The sequence below is a fragment of the Achromobacter sp. JD-1 genome (assembly GCF_038594925.1).
GTDB classification, from domain to species: domain Bacteria; phylum Pseudomonadota; class Gammaproteobacteria; order Burkholderiales; family Burkholderiaceae_B; genus Achromobacter; species Achromobacter spanius_C.
Genome location: NZ_JBCGCS010000013.1, coordinates 145,404 through 166,300, shown reverse-complemented (window position 1 = coordinate 166,300; position 20,897 = coordinate 145,404). Strand labels below are relative to the sequence as shown.

Annotated in this window: 21 protein-coding genes; 15 read left to right on the top strand and 6 right to left on the bottom strand. The window is 65.1% G+C overall.

What is annotated here, in order from left to right:
- The first annotated feature begins 60 nt into the window (after positions 1 to 60).
- On the top strand, positions 61 to 1,194 hold the full coding sequence (locus WBR68_RS20330) for a 3-deoxy-7-phosphoheptulonate synthase (protein ID WP_127184648.1): 1,134 nt from the start codon (positions 61 to 63) through the stop codon (positions 1,192 to 1,194).
- A gap of 56 nt (positions 1,195 to 1,250) precedes the next feature.
- Here WBR68_RS20330 and WBR68_RS20325 read toward each other — a convergent pair whose 3' ends face one another.
- Positions 1,251 to 2,489, bottom strand: a complete 1,239-nt coding sequence (locus WBR68_RS20325) for an NAD(P)/FAD-dependent oxidoreductase (protein ID WP_127184649.1) — start codon at positions 2,487 to 2,489, stop codon at positions 1,251 to 1,253.
- 107 nt (positions 2,490 to 2,596) lie between these two features.
- Between WBR68_RS20325 and WBR68_RS20320 the strand changes: the two genes are divergently transcribed.
- The 8 genes from WBR68_RS20320 to WBR68_RS20285 all read left to right on the top strand — a co-directional run bounded on the left by WBR68_RS20320 (position 2,597) and on the right by WBR68_RS20285 (position 11,218).
- Positions 2,597 to 3,196, top strand: coding sequence for a GNAT family N-acetyltransferase (locus WBR68_RS20320; protein ID WP_230695076.1), 600 nt, complete (start codon positions 2,597 to 2,599; stop codon positions 3,194 to 3,196).
- Positions 3,197 to 3,262: 66 nt separating this feature from the next.
- On the top strand, positions 3,263 to 3,748 hold the full coding sequence (locus WBR68_RS20315) for a hypothetical protein (RefSeq protein ID WP_050444703.1): 486 nt from the start codon (positions 3,263 to 3,265) through the stop codon (positions 3,746 to 3,748).
- Positions 3,749 to 4,101: 353 nt separating this feature from the next.
- The gene (locus WBR68_RS20310) at positions 4,102 to 4,818 is read left to right on the top strand and encodes a response regulator transcription factor (protein WP_050444702.1); all 717 of its coding nucleotides are present in this window, start codon (positions 4,102 to 4,104) and stop codon (positions 4,816 to 4,818) included.
- Positions 4,819 to 4,854: 36 nt separating this feature from the next.
- Positions 4,855 to 5,736, top strand: a complete 882-nt coding sequence (locus tag WBR68_RS20305) for an HpcH/HpaI aldolase/citrate lyase family protein (RefSeq protein WP_230695075.1) — start codon at positions 4,855 to 4,857, stop codon at positions 5,734 to 5,736.
- Between the two features lie 238 nt (positions 5,737 to 5,974).
- Positions 5,975 to 7,606: an ATP-binding cassette domain-containing protein gene (locus WBR68_RS20300; protein ID WP_083447187.1), complete on the top strand. Its 1,632-nt coding sequence runs from the start codon at positions 5,975 to 5,977 to the stop codon at positions 7,604 to 7,606.
- A 110-nt stretch (positions 7,607 to 7,716) separates the two neighbouring features.
- Complete coding sequence (gene asd, locus WBR68_RS20295; RefSeq protein ID WP_230695074.1) at positions 7,717 to 8,589, top strand: archaetidylserine decarboxylase; 873 nt, start codon at positions 7,717 to 7,719, stop codon at positions 8,587 to 8,589.
- 126 nt (positions 8,590 to 8,715) lie between these two features.
- Positions 8,716 to 9,951 (top strand): alpha-hydroxy acid oxidase, encoded by a 1,236-nt coding sequence (locus WBR68_RS20290; protein ID WP_230695073.1) that lies wholly within the window; start codon positions 8,716 to 8,718, stop codon positions 9,949 to 9,951.
- A 91-nt stretch (positions 9,952 to 10,042) separates the two neighbouring features.
- A complete protein-coding gene (locus WBR68_RS20285) occupies positions 10,043 to 11,218 on the top strand; it encodes a metallophosphoesterase (RefSeq protein WP_230695072.1) in 1,176 nt (391 codons plus the stop codon).
- A gap of 19 nt (positions 11,219 to 11,237) precedes the next feature.
- Here the strand turns inward: WBR68_RS20285 and WBR68_RS20280 are convergent, their stop codons facing one another.
- Entirely contained in the window at positions 11,238 to 11,705 is a 468-nt protein-coding gene (locus WBR68_RS20280; RefSeq protein ID WP_230695071.1) for an Lrp/AsnC family transcriptional regulator, read from the bottom strand.
- A gap of 92 nt (positions 11,706 to 11,797) precedes the next feature.
- Between WBR68_RS20280 and WBR68_RS20275 the strand changes: the two genes are divergently transcribed.
- Entirely contained in the window at positions 11,798 to 12,994 is a 1,197-nt protein-coding gene (locus WBR68_RS20275; protein ID WP_230695070.1) for an MFS transporter, read from the top strand.
- A gap of 11 nt (positions 12,995 to 13,005) precedes the next feature.
- Here the strand turns inward: WBR68_RS20275 and WBR68_RS20270 are convergent, their stop codons facing one another.
- Positions 13,006 to 13,827, bottom strand: a complete 822-nt coding sequence (locus WBR68_RS20270) for a MetQ/NlpA family ABC transporter substrate-binding protein (RefSeq protein WP_230695069.1) — start codon at positions 13,825 to 13,827, stop codon at positions 13,006 to 13,008.
- 186 nt (positions 13,828 to 14,013) lie between these two features.
- On the opposite strand from WBR68_RS20270, the gene rocF reads away from it, so the two are divergent.
- Positions 14,014 to 14,979 carry an arginase gene (rocF, locus tag WBR68_RS20265; protein WP_127184654.1) on the top strand — a complete coding sequence of 322 codons (966 nt, stop codon included), beginning with the start codon at positions 14,014 to 14,016 and terminating at the stop codon, positions 14,977 to 14,979.
- 46 nt (positions 14,980 to 15,025) lie between these two features.
- Here the strand turns inward: rocF and WBR68_RS20260 are convergent, their stop codons facing one another.
- A complete protein-coding gene (locus WBR68_RS20260) occupies positions 15,026 to 15,766 on the bottom strand; it encodes an IclR family transcriptional regulator (protein WP_230695068.1) in 741 nt (246 codons plus the stop codon).
- A 228-nt stretch (positions 15,767 to 15,994) separates the two neighbouring features.
- Between WBR68_RS20260 and WBR68_RS20255 the strand changes: the two genes are divergently transcribed.
- Positions 15,995 to 17,203 carry an ABC transporter substrate-binding protein gene (locus tag WBR68_RS20255; protein ID WP_050444692.1) on the top strand — a complete coding sequence of 403 codons (1,209 nt, stop codon included), beginning with the start codon at positions 15,995 to 15,997 and terminating at the stop codon, positions 17,201 to 17,203.
- A gap of 63 nt (positions 17,204 to 17,266) precedes the next feature.
- Positions 17,267 to 18,328 (top strand): alcohol dehydrogenase, encoded by a 1,062-nt coding sequence (locus WBR68_RS20250; protein WP_230695067.1) that lies wholly within the window; start codon positions 17,267 to 17,269, stop codon positions 18,326 to 18,328.
- 51 nt (positions 18,329 to 18,379) lie between these two features.
- On the opposite strand, the gene WBR68_RS20245 is transcribed toward WBR68_RS20250, so the two are convergent.
- A complete protein-coding gene (locus tag WBR68_RS20245) occupies positions 18,380 to 18,892 on the bottom strand; it encodes an RES family NAD+ phosphorylase (protein WP_050444690.1) in 513 nt (170 codons plus the stop codon).
- A complete protein-coding gene (gene parS / locus WBR68_RS20240; protein WP_127186357.1) occupies positions 18,889 to 19,374 on the bottom strand; it encodes a type II RES/Xre toxin-antitoxin system antitoxin in 486 nt (161 codons plus the stop codon). Before parS ends, WBR68_RS20245 begins: the two co-directional genes overlap by 4 nt.
- A 155-nt stretch (positions 19,375 to 19,529) precedes the next feature.
- Between parS and WBR68_RS20235 the strand changes: the two genes are divergently transcribed.
- Together WBR68_RS20235 and WBR68_RS20230 are read left to right on the top strand one after the other, a co-directional pair.
- A complete protein-coding gene (locus tag WBR68_RS20235; RefSeq protein WP_050444688.1) occupies positions 19,530 to 19,907 on the top strand; it encodes a DUF423 domain-containing protein in 378 nt (125 codons plus the stop codon).
- 65 nt (positions 19,908 to 19,972) lie between these two features.
- A complete protein-coding gene (locus tag WBR68_RS20230; protein ID WP_050444687.1) occupies positions 19,973 to 20,881 on the top strand; it encodes a DMT family transporter in 909 nt (302 codons plus the stop codon).
- Positions 20,882 to 20,897 lie beyond the last annotated feature (16 nt).

Below are 20,897 nucleotides of genomic sequence, written 5' to 3'. Positions count from 1 at the left end.
ACCATTCACTCATCTAGCACCTTTTGCGCAACCCCGCGCATTGATGGCACGGAGCCTCCTTTGACCCGCATTGACGACCCCCAGCACGACCGCGAGGTCGGCACGGCCGACTCCACCCAAGACAACACCCGCACCGACGACACCCGCATCAGCGCCGTGCGTCCGTTGATTTCGCCTGCGTTGCTGCAAGACGAGCTACCCGTATCCCCTGCCATCCAGACCCTGGTGGAAAAAAGCCGCGCCGAGATCGCCGACGTGCTGCATGGCCGTGACGACCGCCTGCTGATCGTCGTTGGCCCCTGCTCCATCCACGACCACGGCCAGGCCATGGACTACGCGCGCCAGTTGCGCGCCGCGGTTGACCAGCACAAGCAAGACCTGCTGATCGTCATGCGCGTCTACTTCGAAAAGCCGCGCACCACCGTGGGCTGGAAGGGCTACATCAACGACCCCCGCCTTGACGGCAGCTTCCGCATCAACGAAGGCCTGCGCCGTGCCCGCGAACTGTTGCTGGACATCAGCGGCCTGGGCCTGCCCATCGCCACCGAATTCCTGGACCTGCTCAGCCCGCAATACATCGCCGACCTGATCGCCTGGGGCGCCATCGGCGCGCGCACCACCGAAAGCCCCAGCCACCGCCAACTAAGCTCTGGCCTGAGCTGCCCGCTGGGTTTCAAGAACGGCACCGACGGCGGCGTGCAGATTGCCGCCGACGCCATGGTGGCCGCCAGCGCCAAGCACGCCTTCATGGGCATGACCAAGATGGGCATGGCCGCCATTTTTGAAACGCGCGGCAACCAGGACACGCACGTGATCCTGCGTGGTGGCAAGCAAGGCCCGAACTATGACGCGGCCAGCGTCGACGCCTGTTGCGCCGCCCTGCGCGCCGCCGGCCAGCGTGAGCAGGTCATGATCGACTGCTCGCACGCCAACTCCAACAAGTCGCACCTGCGCCAGATCGATGTGGCCGAAGACATCGCCGCGCAGCTTTCGCGGGGCGACGCCCGCATTACCGGCGTCATGATCGAAAGCCATCTGGAAGAAGGCCGCCAGGACCTGAAGCCCGGGCAGCCCTTGCGCCATGGCGTGTCGATTACCGACGCCTGCCTGGGCTGGACCCAGACGGAACCGGTGCTGGACACGCTGGCGCAAGCGGTGCGTCAGCGCCGCGCAGTTGCCGCCGGCCGCGCCTGAGTCGCCCTTGCCTGAGTCCGCCCCCGCTGTGCAAGCCGCTCAGCGATGCAGCAGGCTTAGCGGCGCAAGGCATACGGCGCCGGATCCATGTCCGGCGCCTGGCCCGTGATCAGGCTGGCCAGCAGCTTTCCGGTCACGGGGCCTAGCGTGAAGCCATGATGCGCGTGGCCAAACGCCATCCATAAGCCGGCGTGGCGTGGCGCGGGTCCGATCACCGGACGCATATCGGGCATGCAGGGGCGGCATCCCATCCAGGGGTCCTTTTCGACCGCCGCGCCTAACGGCAACAGTTGGCTGGCGAGCGCCCGCGTGCGCTGAATCTGAATTGGCGATGGCGGCGCATCGCGCGGCGCGAATTCCGCGCCGGTGGTCAGTCGCACACCCAACGTCATTGGGGTCACGACGAAACCGCTGTCGATGTCCGCCACCGGGTGCGTCAACGTGGCGCCGTCTTCCAGCGCGAAGTGCTGGTGATAGCCGCGCTTGACCGCCATGGGAATGCGGTAACCCAAGGGCCGCAACACATCCGGTGACCAAGGCCCCATCGCCACGACCACGTCGCGGGCGTCGATGCGGCCGTCATCACTCTGCACCTGCCACGCTTGGACGCCGACCGACTTGAGGCTGCGCGCGTCGCCTCGCAGCAGTTGCCCGCCGCGCTGCTGGAACAGCGCCGCATACCCCCGCGTCACCGCGCCAGGATCCGACACGTTGACGGGGTCGAGCCAGTGCACGGCGCCCACCATGCGCTCGGACAGCGACGGCTCAAGCGCCGTCAGCGCCTGCCGATCCAGCACCCGGTAGTTCAGGCCATAGGGCGCCAGCGCCTCGGCTTCCGCCACCGCGCGCGCCAGCCCCGCCTCGGACCGCACGCCATCGATCCAACCGGTGCGGCGAAACAAGGACGAAATGTTCGCGTCTTCTTTCAGCGCGTCGTGCTCGGCCACGCTGCGTTCGATCAGCGGCAGCATCGCTTGGGCCGCGCGCGCCAGCCGCGTGGGTGAAGAATGCCACCAATAGCGCAGCAGCCAGGGCGCAACACGGGGCAAAAAGCGCACGTGATAGCTCACATCCGGCGTGTTGTTGCGTGCGTAGCGCCACAGGCTGCCCCAGTCTCGGGGAAAGGCATAGGGAATGACGCTGGCTCGTTCGATCAGGCCCGCGTTGCCATAGCTGGTTTCCTCGCCGGGGCCACGGCGGTCCAGCAGCACCACGGAACGTCCGCGCGCCAATAAATGCAGCGCCGTGCTGACGCCGACGATGCCCGCACCCAGAACCACAACGTCTGTTTTCATGCGCCGCATTCTGCGCCTGCCCCCCGTGTTCGGCAAGGGCGCGCCAGCGTAGAATCGCCGCTCCCGCGCCTTGCTTGCCCACCCTTGCCCGCCCTCTGGACGACGCCATGCCCATACCGCCCCTGCACCCCGTCACGCTCCATGGCGACATCGTGCGCCTGGAACCCTTGGCCGCGCACCATGCCGATGCGCTGGCGCTGGTGGGCTTACATCCCGAACTCTGGCACTTGCAGCCGGCACCCATCGCAACGGTTGACGACATGCGGCGCTACGTGGCGCACGCGCTTGAAGACGCCAAGGCGGGCGCCTGCCTGCCCTTTGTCATCGTGCAGCAAAGCACCGGGCAGATCATCGGCACCACGCGCTATATGGATATTGCGCTGGCGCACAAGCGGGTGGAAATTGGCGCCACCTGGCTGACGCCCGCCAGCCAACGATCCGGCGCCAACACCGAAGCCAAGTTTCTATTACTTCGGCACGCTTTTGAAACAATTGGTATCATACGCATCGTTTTCAAAACGGAACTGAGCAATACCCAGTCGCGTGCGGCTATTTCGCGCCTTGGCGCGGTCGAGGAAGGCGTGTTTCGCAAGCATCTGATTTCACAATCGGGACGCACGCGGGACATGATTTATTTCGCGATCCTCGACGAGGACTGGCCATCGGTCAAATCACGCTTGCTGGCGCGATTGGCGTGGCCGCGCTAGGGTTTGCGCCGGGTTCCTTGTTCATCGCCGGACAGTGTTGTCCGGGACGCCATTTTCAAGTCAGGTATGGATAGCTCTCCCCTCATTCCCGCCGCTGCCGCCGCTGCACGCCATAGCATTTTCATCTACACCGAAGAACAGCGGGGCAACCAGTTGGTTGAGTCCCCCGTCATCGGCATGCTTTCCGATATTTCGGGCTCGGACAAACTCATCGTGGCGCAAGATCCGCACAGCGGCTTGAAGTTCATCTATCGGGTGGACCACGAAAGCAGCAACCTGGATGCCGCCGCCATCACCGAGCAGGAGCCGGCCACGTTCGACGGCAAGACCCAGGTCCAGATCAACGCCATGGCGTACCGTCTGGGCAGCGCCGAGAGTGCGATGAAATTGCTGCGCGGCAAAAAACAATGGATCCAGGACAAAGGCTCCGTGCTGTCGGTGTTGTTGCAGAACGCGGCCGCTCGCAAGACGCGTTTCGCCTCGGCGCGCATCGAACGCGATCGCATGCGCAAGGTGCCGGCGGGCGTGCCCGTCGAATATCTGCCTACATAAATCGGATGGAGCCAGACGCGTGGGCCTTATCCACAATTTCTGTGGATAAGGCCCACGCCGATGCGCGTCATGCGGCCCTTCCGAGGACGCGGGACGGCCTGCGCAATGTTTGATCAGGCACAAATTGCCGCCGGCCTGGATGGCATCCGGACGGCGTGCTGCACCGCCGCGACATCGATAGTGATATTCTCCGCAGGCATCAACGATACGAAACATTTCTCTCCGTTCCAACGTCTGGCCTGTGCCCGCGCAAGCGAAGGCTTATCTCAAAACCGAACCCGTAGCATGTCAGGAGCGAAAATCGTGGTTGCCCTTGAATCGCGTCGTGAGCAACCGCGGGCGGAGACTGCGTCGTGACGATCATCGTTGTCGATGATCACGGCGACTGGCGCGACACAATCGTCGAGTACATCCAGGACCTGGGCTTGGACAAAGCCATCCTGACGGCCGGCTCGCTGGCCGAACTGGATCAACTGATGCTGTCCGTGACGCCGGGCATCCTGGTGCTGGATGCCATGCTGCCAGATGGCGACGCCCTGACCCGTATCTCGCAGTTGCGCACCCGTTATCCATCGATGGGGATCGTGATGCTGACCGGCCGCCTGCTCAGCGAAGACAAAGTGTCGGGCCTGAGCCTTGGCGCGGACCATTACCTGACCAAGCCCGTCAATCTGGCCGAACTGGGCGCCACCCTGGTGTCGCTGTCCAGGCGCCTGCGCGTCGTGCCGGCAGAGGCCGACGATGCCGGTGGCCACACCTGGCGCTTCGACCCCGCGCGGCGCACGCTGGTGTCGCCCGGGCAGGTGTGCGTGGACATCACCGATACCGAAAGCCGGCTGATCGGCGCGCTGATCCAGGCGGCGCCGCTGCCCTTGTCGCGCGGCCGCCTGGTCGAGGCCCTGGGCGCCAGCGTGGACGCTTACGACACGCATCGGCTGGACGCGCACATGCATCGCCTGCGACGCAAGCTGCGTGCGCAGGCTGCCGGTGATTTGGGCATTCGCACCGTGTATGGTGTTGGCTACGTATGCACCACGCCTGTCCAGGTCGTCAGCAGCGGCAAACCCTGATTTTCTTTCCCCGCCTCTCGTTCCCCCCTTTTTTCCATGCCTCCTGCCATCCGTCCTCGCCGCTCCGTTCTGTACATGCCAGGCGCCAACGCGCGCGCGTTGGACAAGGCCCGCGGGCTGGATGCCGACGCGCTGATCCTGGACCTGGAAGACGCGGTCGCTCCCGACGCCAAGGCGCAGGCTCGCGCGCAAGTCGCCGCGGCCTTGAAGCAAGGCGGCTACGGACACCGCGAGTGCATCGTGCGCATCAATGCGCTGGACACCCCCTGGGGCCAGGACGACGTTGCCGCCATTGCGCAAGCCGGCGGCGATGCCGTGTTGCTGCCCAAGGTGCAATCCGCCGCCCAACTGGACGCGCTGGCCCGCGCGCTGGACGACGCTGGCGCGCCGCCTGACCTGCCGTTGTGGGCCATGGCGGAAACGCCGCTGGGTTTCTTGCGCCTGGACGCCATTGCCGGCGGCCACCCGCGCCTTGCCGTCATCGTGGTGGGCACGTCCGACCTGGTCAAAGACCTGCACGCGCGCCATACGCCCGGCCGTGAAGAAACCCTGCTGGCACGCTCGCTGGCCGTCATGGCCGCGCGCGCCTACGGCCTGGCGGTGCTGGACGGCGTACACCTGGACTTGAACGACGACGCGGGCCATGCCGCCGCCTGCCAACAAGGGCGCGACCAGGGCTTTGACGGCAAGACGCTGATCCATCCCAAGCAGATCGCCGCCGCCAATTCCGCGTTTGCGCCCACCGACAGCGAACTGGCCCTGGCTCGCAAGCGTCTGGACGCCTGGCGCCAGGCACAGGCCGCCGGCCAGGGCGTGGCCGTGGTGGATGGCGCGCTGGTTGAAAACCTGCATGCGCAAGAGGCCGAACGCGTACTGGCCCTGGCCGCCGCCATCTCGGCCGGCACGAGCACTGAATAGGGGCTCGCCCCACCCGAAAAACCGCCTTCGCCTGCGCCAATGCGCGCGGCCCGGTACAATACCGCCCACGATTGGACGACGCCCCTTGCCTGGAGCGTGTCTCTTCACCTTTTCGCGCCGATGTCCGCCTGCTGTGTCATGGCTGAGCGCGCGAACCATCCGGTTCCCTTTTTTGCGCCGCGCCTTGTGGCGGGAGCCTCGCCGCGCGCCTGCCGCGCCACCCCCTGCCCCAAGATTCATGATCCGCTTCCAACAAGTTTCACTCATGCGTGGCGTCAAGCCCTTGCTCGACAAGGTCGACCTGCTCTTGAACCCCGGCGACAAGATCGGCCTGATCGGCGCCAATGGCGCCGGCAAGTCCAGCCTGTTCGGCCTATTGCGCGGCACGCTGCACGCCGACCAGGGCGACCTTGACTACCCGTCAAGCTGGCGCATGGCCTACGTGGCGCAGGAAACCCCCGCGCTGGACCGCCCCGCCATCGAATACGCGATTGACGGCGACGTCACCTTGCGCAAGCTGGAAGCGGAACTGGCGGCGTTGGAAGCCGAACCCGAAAGCGCCGAAAACGGCTTGCGCATGGGCGACATCTACGCCGCGCTGGCCGATGCCGACGCCTACACCGTGCATTCGCGCGCCGAACAATTGCTGACCGGCCTGGGCTTTACGCAAGAGCAGATGCATCTGCCGCTGACCAGCTTTTCCGGCGGCTGGCGCATGCGCCTGAACCTGGCGCAAGCGCTGATGTGCCCGTCCGACCTGCTGCTGCTGGACGAGCCCACCAACCACTTGGACCTGGACGCCATCATCTGGCTGGAAGACTGGCTCAAGCGCTATCCGGGCACGCTCATCGTCATCTCGCACGATCGCGATTTCCTGGACGGCGTGGTCAACGTCATCGTCCATATCGACGAACGCAAGCTCAAGCGCTACTCGGGCAACTACTCCTCGTTCGAACGCCAGCGCGCCGCCCAGTTGGAACTGGCGCAAGGCATGATGGAAAAGCAGATGCGACAGCGTTCGCACCTGCAATCGTTCATTGACCGCTTCAAGGCCCAGGCCAGCAAGGCGCGCCAGGCGCAAAGCCGCATCAAGGCGCTGGCCCGCATGGAAGAAGTGGCGCCGCTGCGCGCCGCCGCCGAGTTCTCGTTTGAATTCCGCGAACCGCTGCGCGCGCCCAACCCCCTGCTGACCATGGACAAGGTCAGCGCCGGTTACCGCGTGGAAGACGAAGACACGCAGGCCGTGTCCGACAAGATCATCGTGTCGGGCATCAATTTTTCGTTGCAAGCCGGCCAGCGCATCGGCCTCCTGGGCATCAACGGCGCGGGCAAGTCCACGTTCATCAAGACCATCGCGGGCGACCTGGCCACGCTGGGCGGCGACACGCAGTTCAACAAGGGCCTGTCCATCGGCTACTTTGCCCAGCACCAGGTGGAAATGCTGCGTCACGACGAATCGCCGTTGTGGCACATGATGAAGCTTGCGCCCACCGTGCGCGAGCAAGAGCTGCGCAACTTCCTGGGCAGCTTCAACTTCAACGGCAACATGGCCACCAGTTCCATCGCGCCTTTCTCCGGCGGCGAAAAAGCGCGCCTGGCGTTGGCGCTGATTGTCTGGCAGCGCCCCAACCTGCTGTTGCTGGATGAACCCACCAACCACCTGGATCTGGAAACGCGCGAGGCGCTGACCACGGCGTTGGCGCAATTCGAAGGCACCTTGATGCTGGTCTCGCACGACCGCCACTTGCTGCGCGCCACCACCGACGAGTTCATCATCGTGGCCGACGGCGTCGTCAAACCGTTCGACGGCGACCTGGACGACTACAAAGACTGGCTCTACAAAACCAAATTGGCCGCCAAAGCCGCCTGACCGCGTTACAATCCCGCGAATTGCAGGCAGGCGCCCTCGGTGCGTCGCTTGCACGGCAACCTTCAACCCCGTCCCGCTGTACGCGGGACGAGTTTTTTCAGCGCTCGTAGATGACGATCAAAGACCAACTATTTCTCGCCAGCCAGTATCTTGCGCCGCATCACCTGGTGTCGCGCTTCTTCGGACACGCCTCCGACTGCCGGGAACCCGCGGTCAAGAATTGGATGATTTCGCGCTTTGTCCGTAAATACGGCGTGGACATGCGCGAAGCCGTGCAAGAAGACCCGTTGGCCTATGACTGCTTCAACGACTTTTTCACCCGCGCACTGAAAGACGACGCGCGCCCGCTGGACGACGAACCCGGTTCGGTGCTCTGTCCGGCCGACGGCGCTATCAGCCAATTGGGCGCCATCGAGCAAGGGCGCATCTTCCAGGCCAAGGGCCACAGCTACGGCCTGGTTGATCTGCTGGGCGGCGACGTGGAACGCGCCAAGCCGTTCCAGGGTGGTGAATTCGCCACCGTCTACCTGTCGCCCAAGGACTACCACCGCGTGCATATGCCGGTGGCCGGCACGCTGCGCGAAATGGTGCACGTGCCGGGCCGTTTGTTTTCGGTGAACCCGCTGACCGCCCGCAATGTGCCGCGCCTGTTCGCGCGCAACGAGCGCGTGGTCTGCATTTTCGACACCGAACTCGGACCCATGGCGGTGGTGCTGGTGGGCGCGATGATCGTCGCGTCGATTGAAACGGTCTGGGCGGGCCTGGTCACACCGTACAAGCGCCGCGTGAAATCGGTACGCTATGACGCCGCGGCGCGCGCGCCTATCCATCTGGAAAAAGGCGCGGAAATGGGCCGCTTCAAGCTGGGCTCGACAGCCATTGTGTTGTTTGGTCCGGACAAGATCCGTTGGGCGGATACGCCGTCTGTGCTGGGTCCCGTTCGCATGGGCGAACTGCTGGCCTTGCCTGTAGCTCAGCCTTGACCCGCGTCTGATGGTGCTTGCACGACGCAAACATCATGCTTCCAAAAAGCGAATAAGCATTTCGCAATCTATTCGCTTTCTTCGATAAAAAAGGGTTGTTAGATTACGGGCTTTTACCGGCCCGCCATGACTTCCAACGCCCTGCCCGCCCCCACGCCTGCCAGCACGCCGACCACCCGCGCCGCCGCCCCCGTGCCGCGCGCGCTTGCCCGCCTGCTTTGTCTGGATGACTTCGAAGCCGCCGCGCGCAAACGCTTGCCCCGGCCGATCTTCGGCTACGTGGCGGGCGCCGCGGAAGACAACCAGTCGCTGCACGACAACCGCCGCGCCTTCGCCCAATACGGCTTTACACCTCGCGTGCTGGTCGACGTGTCACGCCGCACGCAACGCACGGAAATTTTCGGGCAAAGCTACGCCTCGCCGTTCGGTATTGCGCCCATGGGCATCAGCGCCTTGTCGGCGTACCGGGGCGACGTGGTGCTGGCCCGCGCCGCGCGTGAACAAGGCATTCCCGCCATCCTCAGCGGCACATCCTTGATCCCGTTGGAAGACGTTATCCGCGAAGCGCCGGGCACCTGGTTCCAGGCCTATCTGCCGGGCGATCCCGCAAAAATCGACGCCCTGGTTGAGCGTGCTCGACGTGCCGGCTATGAAACCTTGGTGTTGACGGTGGACATCCCCGTGTCCGCCAATCGCGAAAACAATGTGCGCACCGGCTTTTCAACGCCGCTCAAGCCCAGCCTGCGCCTGGCTTGGGACGGCCTGACGCGGCCGCGCTGGCTGGCGGGCACCTTCCTGCGGACCTTGCTGGCCCAGGGCATGCCGCACTTTGAAAATTCGTTCGCCACGCGCGGCGCGCCCATCGTGTCCGCGTCCGTGCTGCGCGACTTCACCGCGCGCGACCACCTTAATTGGGAACACGTGGCGCGCATCCGCCGCCAATGGCCGGGCACCTTGATCATCAAGGGCATCCTGCATCCGCAAGACGCGGCGCTGGCGCGCCAGCACGGCGCCGATGGCGTCATTGTGTCCAACCACGGCGGGCGCCAACTGGATGGCGCTATCTCGCCGCTGCGTGCGCTGCCTGGCGTGGTCGACGCGGCGGGCAGCATGACGGTAATGATGGACAGCGGCGTGCGGCGCGGTGGCGACGTGCTGAAGGCGCTGGCGCTGGGCGCGCGCTTTGTGTTCGTGGGCCGGCCATTCAACTATGCGGCAGCGCTTGGCGGGCAGGCAGGCGTGGCCCACGCCATCAACCTGCTGCGCGCGGAAGTCGACCGCAACATGGCAATGCTGGGCATCAACAACGTGCGAGAAATGAACGCTGGCTTGCTATGGCGTGACGGGCCGGTCGGCCACTGACCGGCCTGTTGCTCAAGCGGACGCGGTCAGGCACGGTGGCGCGGCATAGAATGGCGGTTCCCTTGCCCGGCCTACGTGCCCACTACCCGCCGTGTCCCTACGCCAATCTTCGTTTTTCCTGCGCTTTTTGACACTGGGCGCGCTGGCCCACGTCTATGTCGGCGCGCGCTTGATCCCGGACGCGCAGTTGCCCGCCGCCGGCGCGGCCGCCGCCATCATTGCCCTGCTGCTGTCGTGCATCCTGATTCCAATGGGGATGCTGGCCCGTTCCTCGGTGAACCCGCCCTGGGGCGACCGTATCGCGTGGGTGGGCCTGATCGCGATGGGGCTGTTTTCGTCCCTGTTCGTCTTGACCGTGATCCGAGATGCCGCGCTGCTCGTGACGTGGCTGGTCACGCTGCTGGCCAGCGCCAACCTGCCTTGGCTAGACCTGCGGCGCTACAGCGCGTGGGCGGTTGCCGCGCTGGCATTGGCGGGCACGCTGGTCGGCTTCTACAACGCGCGCAGCCGGGCGCGGGTGGTGGACGTGGACGTGCCTGTTGCGGGCTTGCCGCAAGACCTGGACGGCTTCACCATCGTGCAGATCAGCGACGTCCACGTCGGCCCGACCATCAAGAAGCAATACGTACAGGCCATTGTCGATGCCGTGAATGAACTGCTGCCCGACGTCATCGCCATCACCGGCGACGTGGTCGACGGCAGCGTCGAACACCTGGCCGAGCAAGCCAGCCCGTTGGGGTCACTGCGCGCGCCTTACGGCGTGTACCTGGTGACGGGCAACCATGAATACTATTCAGGCGCCACGCCCTGGATCGCCGAATTCCGCAGGATGGGCCTGCGCGTGCTATTGAACGAGCATGCGGTCATCCACCCGTCGGGCTTGCCGATGGTGGTGGCGGGCGTCACGGATTTCGGCGCCGGCGCGTTTGATCCCCAGCACCGCAGCAACCCCAAGGCCGCGCTGGCGGGCGCGCCGGCCGACGCCTGCGCCAAGATCCTGTTGGCGCATCAACCACGCAGCGCAGCCGCGGCCGCGCCCCTGGGCTACCACCTGCAGTTATCGGGCCATACCCATGGCGGGCAGTTTTTTCCGTGGGGGTTCTTCGTGCGCTTTCAGCAACCCTTCACGGCGGGCCTGCATCGGCTGGGCAAGATGTGGGTCTATACGAGCCGGGGTACCGGGTATTGGGGGCCGCCCAAACGGCTGGGAGCGCCGTCTGAAATCACGCGTCTGCGCCTGCGCACGGCGGCATCGGGGCATCTCTGATGGCACCTTGATGCCACGCTCAATCCGCCTGCTGCGCGGTGTCTGGCAAGGGGCCCCGCTCCAGGTAGCTGGTCAGCGCGATGTCGCTGGTGGTGTTGGTGATGCCGTCAATCTGGTGGATGCGGGCCAGCAGCAGTTCCAGCGCCTGCGTGTCGCGCACCCGCACTTTCAGCAGCATGGCGCTTTTGCCGGTAATGGTGTGGATCTCTTCCACTTCGGTCAGCTCGGCCAGGCCCAGCACCTGTTGCGTGATGGTCCAGTTGGCGGTGTCCACATGCACGAACGCCAGCAAGGGCCGGCCGATGCGCGCGCCATCCAGTCGGGCGGCGATGCCTTTGATCAAGCCATCGCGCTTCAAGCGCTTGACCCGTTCATGCACCGCCGGGGCCGACAGGTTCAGTAATTTACCCAGTTCGGCGTAGCTGGGCGTGGCGTCGTCCGCCAGCAACGTTAATAGTTTTCGGTCGCGATCGTCTAGGTCTGGCATCGGAATCAAGTTCTGCCTTACGGCATTCGGACTTTGATGGAATAAGGAAATATCGGCGTAATCCCTTATTTTATTCCAATAAAATTCGCGGCATGCAGAACCGTAGCAAGCCTATTTCCCGCCCTGCCTCGTCCGTGCCCGCCTTGATGTTTGCCGTCAGCGTCGTCGGGTCCAACGGCTTGGCGCTCAGCCCCATCCTGACCGACGTGGCGCGCTCGTTTTCAACGTCGGCACTGACCATCAGCACCGCCATTTCGGCCTACGGCGCGGCCACTGCCGCAAGCGCCTTCTTCCTGGCCGGGCGCATCGACCGCATTGGCATCCGCCGTTCGCTCTTGGGCGCCATGCTGGTGCTGATCACGGCGCTGGTCCTGTCCGCCACCGCGCCACACTGGATCGTGCTGACCTTGGCGCAGGCCTTGGCGGGCGCCGCGGCGGGCGTCATCCTGCCCGCGGCTTACGGGTCAGCATCGTTGGTAGCCCCTGCTGGGCAAGAGACGCGCACACTGGGGCGCGTGATTGCCGGATGGTCGGTGTCGCTGGTGGCGGGCGTACCCTTGTCCGCGCTGATCTCGGACGCCATCGGCTGGCGCGCCACCTACGGCACGCTGGCCCTGTGCGCCTCGATTGCGCTGCTGGGCCTGCGCAAGCTGCCCGAACGCCGCGCAACGCATCCCGCGCCGCTGCGCCTGTCGCGCTTGCTTGCGCCGCTTTCCTATCGCGACGTGCCCGTGCTGCTGCTGGCATGCCTGGCGTTCTCGGCCGCGTTCTACGGCGTCTACGCCTTCCTGGCCGACCACGTTCGCACGTTGTTGGCGCTAAGCGCCGGCAAGGTGGGCTTTATTGCCTTCGCCTATGGCGCGGGCTTCATGCTGGCGGGGTTTGCCGGCGCCCCCTTGATCGAACGCCTGGGGCCGCGCCGTGCCTTGCCACTGGCCCTGGCGACCATCGCCACGGTGTATCTGGTGTTGCTGCCCGCTGCCCACGCCTTGGCGGCGGTGCTGGCCATTGCCGTGCTGTGGGGCGCCGCGTCGCAGATCAGCCTGAACCTGCTGGTCTTGCTGTTGTCGCGCGCACGGCCCGACGAGCGTGGCGCGGTGCTGGGCTTGAACACCTGCACGACGTATCTGGGCGCCAGCGTGGGCACGGCGGTTGCCGGCACGCTCTACACGCATGCGGGTTTTGAAGCGCTGGGAGTGTGCGCGTCTGCTGTGGTGGGCCTGGCCGCGCTGGGCCTGCATTGGCGCTTGAATGGCCGCCGCGCCGAACGGCGCGAAGCGGCGGTGTAAAGCTTGCTGGCCTACCAGGGGAACGAGATCAGGTCGCCGTACAAACGCTTCAAGGTGGCTTTGACCTCGGGCGAATTCTGGTAAATGGCAATGAACTTCAGCAAGCGCGGATCTTGCGCCTTGTCGGGCGTGGTCACCCAGCGGATGGCGTAGCGGCGGATGCTGGCGGGGTCGGTATTGTCGAACGCCAGCCCGTCTTTCTCGTTCAGGCCGGCCTGCTTGGCAAACGTTGTGTACGTTACCGACGCCGTCACGTCATCAAACGTGCGCGCGGACTGCGAGCCCTCGATCTGCACTAACTTCAATTGCTTGGGGTTGGCCACCACGTCTTCCAAGGTGGCCTGGTGCGCCACGCCGGGCTTGAGCTTGATCAGCCCGATTGATTCCAGCAGCAGCAAGGCGCGGCCCGTATTGACCGGGTCGTTGGGCAGGGCAATGGTGGCGCCCTCCGGCACGGTATCGCTTTTCTTCAGCTTCTTGGAAAACAACCCGATGGTGGTGGAATAGCCATAGGCGATGGGGGTCAGGTTTACGCCCCGGCGCTGGTTGAATAGCTGCAGAAACGGTTCGTGCTGGAAGAAATTGGCGTCGACCGAACCATCCGCCACGGCGATGTTGGGCAGCACCCAATCATTGAATTCCACCAACTGCACATTCAGGCCCTCTTTCTTGGCTTGGGCAATGGCTTGTTCGGTGGCTTCGTTGGCCACGCTGGCAATCACGCCAATGCGCAAGGGTTTGTCTTGCGCCGTGGCCGTGGCGCAGGCCGCCACGCTCAGGGCCAGCACGGCCGCGCCGCGCGTCAGGGTGGAAAACAACGAATGCAAGGGCATGAAAACCATCCAAAGGGAATGAAAGCCGATGCGCGCAAACGATAGGCGATCAGGGCAAACAGAGGGGCATCGGCGCGCAGCCGCTATTGTGCAGCAGCCGCGTCGTGTGTCCGGCAATAGCCATTGCCGCGCAATGGCGATGATAGACCCATCACGCAAGCGAACGGCCAGGGTACTATCCGCCCAATGACGAACCCCACCGGAGCCCGCCGCGTGCAGAACCCTGTTGCCTTGCCTACCCAAATCTCCCTGATCGGCGCGCCCACGGATATTGGCGCGGGCGCGCGCGGCGCGTCAATGGGCCCGGAAGCCTTGCGCGTGGCGGATCTGGGCCCCGTCATCGAAGCCCAAGGGTTCGACGTGGTCGACCGCGGCAACCTCTACGGCCCCGCCAACCCATGGCTGCCGCCCCACAACGGCTACCGGCATCTGGCCGAAGTGGCCGCCTGGAATCAAGCCGTGCACGACGCCGTCTACGCCGAACTCGCCCTGGGCCGTTTGCCCATTCTGCTGGGCGGCGACCACTGCCTGGGTATTGGCTCCATCAGCGCCGTGGCGCGCCATTGCCGCGAAGCCGGCAAGAAGCTGCGCGTGCTGTGGCTGGACGCGCATGCCGACTTCAACACCCATGCGCTGACCCCCACCGGCAACATCCACGGCATGCCCGTGGCCTGTCTTTGTGGCTACGGCCCTGCTGAAATCACCGGCATGTCTGGCCAGACGCCCGACATCGAGCCTGGCTGGGTGCGCCAGATTGGCATCCGTAGCGTGGATCAGGGTGAAAAGCAGTTGGTGCACCAGGCCGGCCTGGAAGTGTTCGACATGCGCTATCTGGATGAAATGGGCATGCGCGCCACGATGGACGCCGCGCTGGCGGGCCTGGACGCGAATACGCACCTGCATGTGAGCTTTGACGTCGACTTCCTGGACCCCGACATTGCGCCCGGCGTGGGCACCACCGTACCCGGTGGCCCCACCTACCGCGAAGCGCAGTTGTGCATGGAAATGATTGCCGACACCGGCTTGATGCGATCGCTGGACGTGGTGGAACTGAACCCCGCGCTGGACGTGCGCAACAAGACGGCGGAAGTGGCCGTGGACCTGATCGAAAGCCTGTTCGGCAAATCCACACTGATGCGCCGAGGCAGTTGAGCGCAACGGCGTTTTCACCTTTGCGCGTTCGCCCCTTGAAGATTGACTACCCCTCGCGGGTGTGGCGGATGGCTTGCGCCGCGTTCCGCAGATGCGCCAGATTCTGTTCCCGTGCTTCCCACACGCGCGGCGTCGGCCCGGCCATGCATAGCGCATACCACTCCCCGCCCAAATCCAGCGCAACGGCCAGGCCCGTCAAGTCCGCCACGCTTTCGCCCACGTTCGCCGCCCACCCCTGCGCGGCCACGCGCGCCACCTCTTCCAGCAAGGCCTCACGCGTGCTCAGCGTGCGCTCCGTATAGCGCGCGTAGTCGGCGTGCGCCAGGACGCCATCCCGTTCCGCGGCCGGCAAGCGCGCCAGCACCGCCTTGGCCACCGCACTGGTGTGCAGGGGCCGCCGCTCGCCGGGTCGCGCCGCGTAGTGCACGGGTTGGGTCGACTCCACCACGTCAAGAAACACCACGGCGCCGTCCTGGATCTTGCCCAGCATGACGGTTTCATTGGCCGCGTCGCGCAAGGCCAGCAAATGCGGGCGAACCTGTTCCAGCCAGGGGTCGCCGGATTGGATCAGCGCGCTTAGCGCGTGCAGGCGCGCAGTGGGGTAATAGCCGCCGCGCCGCCGCACTTCATACAGATAGCCACGCGCGACCAACGTGCGCACCAGCGCCAGACAACTGGACATGGGGGCGCCCAAGCCCTGGGCCAGTTCGGTCAGCGGCATTGGCCGCCGGGCCTGCGCAAACAGTTCGATCAGGTCCAGCGTGCGGGCAACAAGTTTCACTTCCATGGTGGCGATCCCAGCGCGGGTTTACCTGAGCAAAAAGGACGAATCTGCTAGGTAATCCACTATGTTGACTTTCCATAGGCGGAAATCTAAATTCTTGCACAAGAATTTAATTTCACATACAAGAATTCCATTTCAGCTGGCTGGAGATCCGGCTGCCCCCTCAGCGTTGCCACGTCATCACCAAGAACTCAAACAATCGGCCCCTGACCGGGCCGGGGAGACAGACAGATGCGTATCAAACCCCTGTTGGCGGCCATGGCCGCCACGATGGCCGCCTGCGCGGCTCAAGCCCAATCTGACGTGGTGCGCCTGGGCGTATCCAATGACCGCTCGGGCATTTATTCGGACCTGGGCGGACAAGGTTCCGAGATGGCCGTACGCATGGCCGTCGAGGACTTCGGCGGCAAGGTCGCCGGCAAGACCGTGGAAGTAGTGGGCGCGGACAATCAGAACAAGGCGGACGTGGCCTCGGCGCTGGTGCGCCGCTGGTTCGACACCCAGGGCCTGGTTGCCGTGGTGGACGGCGGCGCCAGTTCGGCCGGGCTGGCCGCGCAAGGCGTTGCCCGGGAAAAAGGCGGCACCGCCTTGATCAGCGGCGGCTTTGCCGGCGACTTCAGCGGCAAGCAATGCAGCACGCTCAGCACGCAATGGGCGCCCGACACCTACGCCCTGTCGAACGCGGTCGTGAAAAGCGTGGTGGAAGCCGGCGGCAAGTCCTGGTACTTCATCACCACCGATTACGTGTTTGGAAAATCGCTGGAAAGCAATGCCACCCGTTTCGTGCAGGAAGCCGGCGGCAAGGTGCTGGGTAGCACGCGCCATCCGCTGGGCGCGCTGGACTTCGCCTCGTTCCTGCTGCAGGCGCAGGCCTCAAAGGCCAACGTGGTGGGCTTGGCGAGCGCGGGTGGCGACCTCGTCAACCTGATCAAGCAAGCGCAGGAATTCGGGCTGACCGGTGGCAACCAGCGTTTGCTGACCTTCCTGACCTTCATTAACGACGTGCAAGCCATGGGCCTGCCCGTGGCGCAGGGCCTGACCTTTCCCACCGGGTTCTACTGGGACGCCGACGAAGACACCCGCGCCTGGACCAAACGCTGGCAAGAGAAAATGGGCGTGACGCGCCCGCCATCCATCGTGCAGGCGCTGAGCTACGTGGCCACCACGCACTACCTGCAAGCGGCGCAGGCGGCCGGCACCTTCGAGGGCGAAGCGGTCAATAAGAAGATGCGTGAATTGCCCATCACCACCAAGCTCATCAAGAATGCCCGCATTCGCCCCGAAGACGGCCGCGTCATCATGGACCTGTATCTGGTTGAAGTGAAAAAGCCCGCTGAATCCAAGTACCCGGGCGACTTCTACCGCATCTTGTCCACGGTACCGGGCGACAAGGTATTCGTGTCCTTGGCCGACAGCGAATGCCCCCTGGTCAAAAAGTGAATATCTTCACGCCGCGCCCGGGTGTAGGCTGCTGGCTATAAAACCCCAAACGGAGACATCCCCATGAAGTGCTATTGCGTCGTCAACTTCCGCGAGCCCTTGCAGGAAATGGAGCAGCCCACGCCTACCCCCCAAGGGACGCAAGTGCTGTTGAAAGTGCGCGCGGCGGGCGTCTGCCACAGCGATATCCACTTGTGGGAAGGCGGCTACGACCTGGGCCAGGGCCGCACCCTGGCGCTCAAAGACCGCGGCGTGTCGCTGCCGCTGACGATGGGCCACGAAACGGTAGGCAGCGTGGCGTCGGCCGGGCCGGACGCGCAAGGCTTGTCCAGCGACAAGAACTACCTGGTGTATCCGTGGATCGGCTGCGGCAAATGCCCGCCCTGCCTGGCCGGCATGGAAAACCATTGCAGCGCGCCGGCCTGCCTGGGCGTGCATCGCGCGGGCGGCTACGCCGACCACATCCTGGTGCCGCATCCCAAATACCTGATCGACATCGGCGACCTGGACCCCGCGCAGATCGCGCCTTACGCCTGCTCGGGTCTGACCACGTATTCCGCGTTGAAGAAGATTGGCGCGGACATCTACCGCGAACATCCCGTGGTGATCTTTGGCGCGGGCGGCCTGGGGTTGATGAGCCTGACGCTGATCAAGGCGTTGGGTGGCGCGGGCGCCATCGTTGTCGACATCGATCCCGCCAAGCGCGCAGCCGCGTTGGAGGCCGGTGCGCTGGCCGCCATCGACGGCGCCGCGCCGGACGCCGCGCAGCAGATCATCAAGGCGGCGGGCGGCAAACCGGTTCAGGCCGCTATCGACCTGGTCGGCGCGCCCGCCACCACCTCGCTGGCGTTCGACTTCCTGACCAAGGGCGGCAAGCTCATCATCGTGGGCCTGTTCGGCGGGGCCTCATCGTGGCCGATCGCGTTGATCCCCATGAAGGCCATGTCCATCATTGGCAGCTACGTCGGCAACCTGGCGGAACTGCAGGAATTGATGGAACTGGTGCGCGCGGGCAAGGTGCCGCCCATGCCGGTACACCGCCACGCGCTGGCCGAAGCCGACAGCGTATTGGCGGCGCTGCGGGCGGGCAAGGTGGTGGGACGCGCGGTACTAACTGCTGCTTGACGCCTAGGCAGGCTGCGAAAAGGGGAGCCTTGTCGGGCTCCCCTTTTTTGTTCATGCGGCTTTCAAACGCGGGTCATACACAAACCGTTCGCGTCGTACCACCACGATATGTTCTGCATCCGGATGCGCCGGATTGATCAGCAGGTTGCAGTCGGGTACGCCGCGATAAGGCACGATGGCGCTGGGCAATTCAAGCAGCGCCGACACCCCGGATTCCACCCAGTTGTCGCCCACGGCCTGCGAGGCTTCGGCAAACGGCACCGCCTCCCAGAACGGGAAATCCCGCTGCAACTGGTTCACCGTCAGCACCTGGCGGGCATCATGGATGGCGCGCGGCACGGCCACCTCGATCAGATAGCGATTGGCCTGTTCCGAGGCCCGCACGGCAAAGTGCACCACGGTTTCCAGCACCGCCAGCGCCACGCTGGACGAGGTATACACCACCGCCGTGCCCGGGCTGTTGTAGCGCCCGCCCACCGCCGCCGCCCCCGCCCCGCTCAGGTCATCCGCGCGGTACGTGCCGGCCGTGGTGCCGATGCGCCACAGGGAAATGAAATCGCTCATGCGTACACGCCAGCCGCCGCCCGGGCCAGGGTGTCTTCCACGATGCGGCTGCTGGCGTCTGACGTCAGCAAAGACAAGGGCTTGACGTTGCCCAGCGCGGGCACGGGCGTGTTCAACCACAGCACGGCCTCGTCATCGCTGCCCAGCACCTGACGCGCCACGCGGGCAACCCTGGCCACGCGCGCCAGCCGGTCGGATTCGCCCAACGGCAGCATCTGCCCTTCCCGCGTCCAGCGCGACAAGGACGCTGCCTTGACCTCGGTGATGGCCATGATTTCAGACTTGGGCACCTGCAGGAAATCGGCCGCGTCGTCCACCATCTGCGCGGGCAGGCCCCGGCGCACGTCGCGCGCCATGTCGCTCAGCGGGCTGTCCACCAGTTCCTGGAACAACTGCTTGGCGCGCGTCGCCGCGCGGCGTGGCGGACGGGTAGCGGCAGCGCCGCGCTTGTCTGCCGACTTTCCGGGTATGGCGATGGTCATCATGCGCTCCTGAGATCTTGTTCCAAACAGAATTTATAATATGCCATTTGGAAATTTCTCTGCAAGCCGCAACGCCCGGACTGTTCGCTCCGGCGTGCACCGAAATTGGGCATATCATAGGCGGCGTTACACACGATCACTTTCAAGGACTGGCAATGACGGACCGGCAGCTGACGATACTTGCAGCGTTGAATCTCATGGTGGCGGTGGGCGCGGGCGCTTTCGGCGCGCATGGGCTCAAGCGCATGCTGACGCCGGAACTGCTGTCCGTCTGGCAGACGGGCGTGCTGTATCACCTGATCCACGCGCTGGGCCTGTTCGTGATTGCGCTATTGGGCGCGCGCTTCGGTTCGCCCTTGCTGTCAGCCGCCGGCGTGGTGATGTTCGTCGGCATCGTGCTGTTTTCGGGCAGCTTGTACACGCTGTCGCTGACGGGCGTGCATTGGCTGGGCGCCGTCACTCCCTTGGGCGGAACCGCCTTCCTGGCCGCCTGGGCCATGGTTGCGCTGGCGGCCTACCGCGCCCAAGGCTGAGCTTCCCCTCGTTCGCACGCCCCTTTCCCCACGGCGGCAGGAACCGCCGCCCTTGCAGGTTTCCGATGTCTTCCTCCACTGTATTACCCGCCGCCCGCGACCCCTCCGCCTTCGCAGGTATCGCCTGTGTGGTGGGCGGCATCTTTTTCCTGACGCTTAGCGACGCCAACGCCAAATGGTTGGGCGCACACTACAACCCGCTTCAAATCCTGTTCCTGCGCGCACTGATCGCGCTGCCTTTCGTGACGGCCCTGGCCTTGTGGCTGGGCGGGCGGCGCGTGATGCGCACCACGCATCCCGGTCTGCATCTGGTGCGTGGCGCCATCAACGTGGTGTCGGCCTGTTGCTTTTATCTGGGCCTGCGCGCGCTGCCCTTGGCCGAAGCCACGGCCATCGCCTTCGCGGCGCCGCTGTTCGTGACGGCGCTGTCGGTGCTGATCCTGAAAGAGCGCGTGGACGGCAAGCGCTGGATCGCGGTGCTGGCGGGCTTTGCCGGCGTGCTGATCGTGGTGCGCCCGGGCTCGGCGGCATTTCAGGCGGCCACGCTGTATCCGCTGACCACCGCCCTGCTCTACGCGGTCATGATGATCACCGCGCGCGGCATCAGCCGGGGCGAAGGCATGTTGACGACCACGTTCTACATCGTGCTGGGCCAATTGCTGTGCAGCGCAGTGGGCTTGCCCTGGGTGTGGCAAACGCCCACCGTCGAGCATCTGCCCTACTTCGGCGGCATCGCGCTTTTCAGCACGCTGGGGTTGGCCTTGATCACACAGGGTTTTCGGATCGGCCCCGCGTCGGTCGTGGCGCCTTTCGACTACACCGGCCTGATCTGGGCCACGATACTGGGCTGGATTTTCTGGCGCGAAGCGCCGGACGCCTACGCCTATCTGGGTGCGCTGTTTATCGCGGGCAGCGGCGTGTACATCGCGGTGCGCGAGGCCCGCGCGAAGAGCAAGCGCCGCGGCAAGGCCTAAGGCCACGCGGCCCGGG

Excerpts from the sequence above, each read along its gene's own strand:
- WBR68_RS20325 (WP_127184649.1), bottom strand. The coding sequence starts at position 2,489 with ATGAAAACAGACGTTGTGGTTCTGGGTGCGGGCATCGTCGGCGTCAGC.
- WBR68_RS20320 (WP_230695076.1), top strand. The coding sequence starts at position 2,597 with ATGCCCATACCGCCCCTGCACCCCGTCACGCTCCATGGCGACATCGTG.
- WBR68_RS20315 (WP_050444703.1), top strand. The coding sequence starts at position 3,263 with ATGGATAGCTCTCCCCTCATTCCCGCCGCTGCCGCCGCTGCACGCCAT.
- WBR68_RS20305 (WP_230695075.1), top strand. The coding sequence starts at position 4,855 with ATGCCTCCTGCCATCCGTCCTCGCCGCTCCGTTCTGTACATGCCAGGC.
- WBR68_RS20300 (WP_083447187.1), top strand. The coding sequence starts at position 5,975 with ATGATCCGCTTCCAACAAGTTTCACTCATGCGTGGCGTCAAGCCCTTG.
- asd (WP_230695074.1), top strand. The coding sequence starts at position 7,717 with ATGACGATCAAAGACCAACTATTTCTCGCCAGCCAGTATCTTGCGCCG.
- WBR68_RS20290 (WP_230695073.1), top strand. The coding sequence starts at position 8,716 with ATGACTTCCAACGCCCTGCCCGCCCCCACGCCTGCCAGCACGCCGACC.
- WBR68_RS20280 (WP_230695071.1), bottom strand. The coding sequence starts at position 11,705 with ATGCCAGACCTAGACGATCGCGACCGAAAACTATTAACGTTGCTGGCG.
- WBR68_RS20275 (WP_230695070.1), top strand. The coding sequence starts at position 11,798 with ATGCAGAACCGTAGCAAGCCTATTTCCCGCCCTGCCTCGTCCGTGCCC.
- WBR68_RS20270 (WP_230695069.1), bottom strand. The coding sequence starts at position 13,827 with ATGCCCTTGCATTCGTTGTTTTCCACCCTGACGCGCGGCGCGGCCGTG.
- rocF (WP_127184654.1), top strand. The coding sequence starts at position 14,014 with ATGACGAACCCCACCGGAGCCCGCCGCGTGCAGAACCCTGTTGCCTTG.
- WBR68_RS20260 (WP_230695068.1), bottom strand. The coding sequence starts at position 15,766 with ATGGAAGTGAAACTTGTTGCCCGCACGCTGGACCTGATCGAACTGTTT.
- WBR68_RS20255 (WP_050444692.1), top strand. The coding sequence starts at position 15,995 with ATGCGTATCAAACCCCTGTTGGCGGCCATGGCCGCCACGATGGCCGCC.
- WBR68_RS20250 (WP_230695067.1), top strand. The coding sequence starts at position 17,267 with ATGAAGTGCTATTGCGTCGTCAACTTCCGCGAGCCCTTGCAGGAAATG.
- WBR68_RS20245 (WP_050444690.1), bottom strand. The coding sequence starts at position 18,892 with ATGAGCGATTTCATTTCCCTGTGGCGCATCGGCACCACGGCCGGCACG.
- parS (WP_127186357.1), bottom strand. The coding sequence starts at position 19,374 with ATGACCATCGCCATACCCGGAAAGTCGGCAGACAAGCGCGGCGCTGCC.
- WBR68_RS20235 (WP_050444688.1), top strand. The coding sequence starts at position 19,530 with ATGACGGACCGGCAGCTGACGATACTTGCAGCGTTGAATCTCATGGTG.
- WBR68_RS20230 (WP_050444687.1), top strand. The coding sequence starts at position 19,973 with ATGTCTTCCTCCACTGTATTACCCGCCGCCCGCGACCCCTCCGCCTTC.